At 45.9% G+C, this 5095-nt stretch carries 3 protein-coding genes; all 3 read right to left on the reverse strand.

Annotated elements, in window-relative coordinates:
* Positions 1 to 2311, reverse strand: a 2311-nt coding sequence (locus AS151_RS02830) for a DUF4347 domain-containing protein (RefSeq protein ID WP_139240471.1), incomplete at its 3' end; no start/stop codon positions are given.
* Between the two features lie 801 nt (positions 2312 to 3112).
* The gene (locus AS151_RS21885) at positions 3113 to 4051 is read right to left on the reverse strand and encodes a calcium-binding protein (RefSeq protein ID WP_244532839.1); all 939 of its coding nucleotides are present in this window, start codon (positions 4049 to 4051) and stop codon (positions 3113 to 3115) included.
* A 317-nt stretch (positions 4052 to 4368) separates the two neighbouring features.
* The coding region (locus AS151_RS22700) for a cadherin repeat domain-containing protein (protein WP_170861290.1) at positions 4369 to 5095 on the reverse strand (727 nt) is incomplete at its 5' end.

The raw sequence follows: 5095 nt of genomic DNA on the forward strand, positions 1-5095 counted from the left end.
TGCTATCTTCGTTGATGGTGATGGTGTTGTTAGATGTTGTAGGCGGGTCGTTTTGCGGCGTGACATCGATGGTAATGGTTTTGGCTTCGCTATCTGTCGTACCGTCGTTGACAGTGAAATCAAAGTTGGCATAGCTGTCCCCATTTTTATCCGCATCTGGGGTAAATACCAAATTGCCAATCTGGTCAGCAGCAATTTCCTGGTCTGCGGTGACGTCGCTACCATCGAGTTGCAGGCTACCGTTGCTTGGCAGGTTGGTTATGGTGATGGTTTGTAAGGAATCCCCATCGGCATCGCTAAAGCCAAAGTCACTCTCACTAAAGGTATGGCTGCTATCTTCGTTGATGGTGATGGTGGTTTCGTCTGCTGCTGTGGGAGGGTCGTTGGGAGAAATTTGGATAGTTGTGGTAGCAATAATGTTACTTTGGTTGCCATCGCTGTCTGTAACCGTAACTTCTACACTGCGATCGCTGGTGTCGGGATTGTCGGAGGTATTGTTATATTGAATTTGCGCGATCGCATCTTGGTAATCTGCAACAGAGGCATTTCCCGTCAACTCTAAGATTCCAGTATTAGGATCGTAAGAACTGGTAATGTCTCCTGGCAAAGAACCACTCACCGACAAACTTTCCAAGTTGCCATTGGGTAGCGAGGTGAGTTCTATGGTTGCCGATTGAAGTTGGTTACTATCGGCATCTTTGATAGTGATATCGCTATTATCGCCAATAGCCACACCACCATCACCTTCTGTCCAGGTGGTTTGGTATCCTGTCCCGGTGGCACCGCTGCTATCATTACTATCAAGGTCAACTATAGGAGGAGCGGCTCCATTGACAGCGAAAACACTACCACTTCCAACTAAGTCCAAACCACTGTCGTCCTCTGTATTTCTTGGGTAAGCACCATTATCAGTAATATCCCCGTTAACATCAGTTACATCACTTCCAAAAATGGCATAGCCGTAGAAAGTTTGATTATTGCTAATGTTTAAGTCACTGTAAGAAATAAAAGCACCTGCAATGTCCTGATTTGTAGTGTCAGCCTCTTGAAAATTTGATTCCGGTTCCTTTCGAAAAATGAACTGTTGTTCAGGTGGATCGAAAACAGAACTGGACGAATTGAAATCTACTGTTATTGCGTCCCCAAAAGAATTTGCCTGACCATTTTCGTCGATACCAGTAATGGCTGCAATTTTTATCTCATCGTTGCCACCACGTTCAAAAAGAGCAAAGCCAATTTCCTCAAGTTTGTTACTTGCAGGAGCGCTGATGCCTGTAGTTGATATAAAATCGACTCTTTCAATATTATTCTGATTTCCTTCCTTATTATTTTCGTTAGTGAAAAGGTTATCTACACCACGATTCAGCGTTCGACCCAACAAAACATCTTCCATGGTATCCACAAATGTTGGTCGAAGATTTACATTTGATACATTTGAATCGTCGCTCGACTCGGCTTCGTACCATAGAATTTCTTGTTTTCCACTGACTTGAGTGTTGTCAACTCTGTTGATTTTTATTTTATCAAGAAGTTGAACGAAATTGTATGAATTTGAATTTATTTCAAATCCTGTAATATTTCTGTTATTAGGATCTCCTACTTGAAAAGTATATGTTTTTCCATCGGTAAATTGTGGTGTAGAATTGTCCGGTAAATCTTCATTGTCATACGAAATACTATCAATCGGTTCGGGAAACACAAAACGATACGCTTGCAAGCCATCGGGAGAAAAAGCCAGTTTTGAATTTTTCTCGTGAGTAAAAACATCTAACGTCCAGCTACCACCTAAAGCGGAACTGCCAACTTTGGTAGTGGAGGCGGCAATTTTGGCATTAGTAAATTGCTGCAACTTCTCGATCAGTTCGCTACCGGCATCTCCCGCTGCCACATTACAGCCGTACAGAACCAAAGTAGAAATATTCCATGCCTGCAAATCGTGGCGATAGGCATCAATATTGTCTAAACGCAGACCGTTGCTGCCAAAATCCAAACTACCAGGAGAACCGTGGCAGACCAAGTGAACTTCTACAGGGTAGGGAAAATTTCGCAGATGCTGGGAAATTTGGTGGATGCCGTCGCAGTGGCGATTGACAATTGCAATCTCAGATCCAGCGATCGCGTTTGTGGCTAAAATTTCTAAATCTGGAATTCTCTCATCTAAGAAGATAACTTTTTTCGGAGATTCCTGGCTGCAGTTTTGGTAGTTCCCGTAGGTAGAAGCGTTTTTGGAAGCTTGGGTGCGATCGCAATTGGTAGCGATCGCGGGATGGGAAGCGATTTTGCCTTGGTAGATGGGAGTAACTTGGTTCATTGTAGCACCTTAAGGCTGCTGAGGGAGTAAGAAAAAGAGAGAGATGTTCGGAAAAATACATCTGCCAACCAACTATAGAGAAAAGTTGGCATACTGAGATAACTTTACAAGTTTTCCACTGTACTTTTTAATTATCTGCGATTTCCTTTTATGCAGACTTCGGCTATTTCGCGGAAAAACTTACGTAGAATGGCGGATTTTTGGCGTCAATGGTTTCTTCATCCGCAACCAGAGAAACAACCATATCCAACTGGTGGCATCGAACACATCCACCAAAATGGATTCCTCCACATGCTCATTATATCTCCAGATGAGCTTCGGGAACCGCGATCGTATTGCGAAAAGCTTCTAATAGATAGAACGATAACACTCATTTGTTCAAACAAAAATAACACTCGTTTTGGCTAGTTGGCGATCGCCAGCGATCGCTACAATCCAACGGACTACGAATCTAATAAAATAGCCTCTAGCTACACGAAGTAAGTTGGATAGGTTAAGTTCCCGTCAAACGACACAAAACATCCATTGGTAAACTTCTTGAATATATTTGAGAAGCCGCCAGCTGCAAAATAGAAAACTGCTCTACCAAGGATAATATAACAAGTTGGGATTGAAAAGATAGATCAAAACAGACCAAAAAAACTTCACAAAAATACGAAGCAAGCTTCAAGAAGATTTTACTGGATTCCTGTGTTTCCTCTGTTGCTTTTTTTCTTCTTTTGTGATATAGGAAGCAAGCGATCGCAAAAAGATGGGTGGGAAAACCACTGACCTAGCAACGCGATCGCCAAAATCACTGCCTTAGCTACCCGAAGATGGAAAATCCTCGATCGAGATATCCGTAGCATCTACCCCCGTAATACCAACCAGAGTTTGACCGTTTGCGGAAATTACCGTACCACCTGCCGCTTGGGTAATGACCAGCTGCGGGAAACTGAGATTTCCTCCCAGTGCCAGCGTATCCACACCATCTTCAAAATCTACCACAATATCGCTACCCGTCACCGCAGAGATGACAAACGTATCACCACCACTACCACCAAAAAGGCGATCGCTGCCAAGATTGCCATGGAGAACATCGCTACCATCGTTACCAATCAATAGATCGTCGTCTTGACCGCCATAAAGCGTATCGTTCCCCGCATTGCCGTAGAGACTATCGTCTCCCTGATTGCCAAAAGCCAGGTCGTTGCCTTCACCACCAACAATCAAATCCATACCATGTAACGTATTGGTGCCAGCATTATCGCCAACCAAAGTATCGTCGCCAGCTTCGCCAGCGATCGTATCGCTACCCAGGTCGCCGAAAGCCAAATCGTTACCAGTACCACCAGCAACCCAATCCTCCTGACGACCGCCGCGTAGGGTATCATTGTCTGCACCGCCATACAAACTATCGTCGCTTTCATTGCCTAACAACGCATCAAAACCGCGATCGCCAATCAAAACATCCGATCCATCAAAATTCCCCGATGGCGTACCATTGTTGCCAACCATCGTATCGTTCCCCGGACCACCGTGGAGGCTATCCCCTCCCAAATCACCGAATATCAGGTCGTGACCTTGTTCGCCAAAAGCAACATCGCGATCGAGACCACCACGGAACGAATCATCGCCTTCCCCACCATAAAGTTGGTCGTCGCCGGCACCACTTAGCAGAAAATCATTTCGCTGTCGACCCTCCAACCTCTCATTGCCAGGCTTGCCAAGCAACACATTGTTCAACTCGCTGCCAATCATGGTTGTGTTGGTAGCTGGTAGATTTTCAAAAACAGGCACTTGCACTTGAATTTGGAAATCTTCATCAATGCCATCATCTGCCGGAACCACCTGCAACTGGATGATATCCGTATCTGTATTGGCACCATCGTTGGCAGAAATTTCCACACTCGCACCGCCAGCAAACCCCGGCGTTGGGGTAAAACTGAGACTTGCCAGTGCCGCATTTACATTTTCCGAACTACCAGAAAAGCTCAAACTGGCATCATTTTCACCATCTCCCTGGCGAAGAAACAGACCTTCTGTACGATCGAGACTTAAAGTACCGTTTCTGGCACTCAAAGTAACGGTGACACTGCTGGCACCACTACTGGTCGAAATATTCGAGAATTCAAATTCCGTATTGGTTTCCGTTTCCAGAGTGACCGTAGACCCAACAGTAACCAGCGATTCCCTTGGCAATGGCGAAGGCAAGCCACCACTACCACCGCCACCAACATTCCCAGAGTCACTATCACTCCCACTTGCACTAGCGTCATCGCCGGCATCATCGGTATCACCGGTATCACCGGTATCATCCCCCGTGTCACCGGTATCATCGGTATCACCGGTATCATCGGTATCATCCCCCGTATTGCTGCTATCACCGGTATCATCCCCCGTATCGCTGCTATCACCGGTATCATCGGTATCACCGCTATCACCGGTATCATCCCCCGTATCTCGCTGCTATCACCGGTATCATCGGTATCACCGCTATCACCGGTATCATCCCCCGTATCGCTGCTATCACCGGTATCATCCCCTGTGTCGCCGGTATCTCCCTCATTCACATCGGTAATGCTAACGGTAAAGTCTTGGCTAATCGTATTGCTGCCATCGCTGGCTTCAACGGTGATGGTATGGCTACTAGCTGTTTCTGCATCTAATTGGCTACTATCGGCTACGGTGACTTCACCACTATTGTCATCAATGGCAAAGCGACCATCAGCATCATCGCTGAGGCTGTAGGTAACTGTATCGCTGATATCGGGGTCGCTGGAACTGGCAGTAATCCCCACACTG

It is taken from the genome of Geitlerinema sp. PCC 9228 (assembly GCF_001870905.1).
In the GTDB taxonomy this organism is placed as follows: domain Bacteria; phylum Cyanobacteriota; class Cyanobacteriia; order Cyanobacteriales; family PCC-9228; genus PCC-9228.

Bases quoted from the DNA above. Each gene is read 5' to 3' on its own strand.
- AS151_RS21885 (WP_244532839.1), bottom strand. From the start codon at position 4,051: ATGATTGGCAGCGAGTTGAACAATGTGTTGCTTGGCAAGCCTGGCAAT.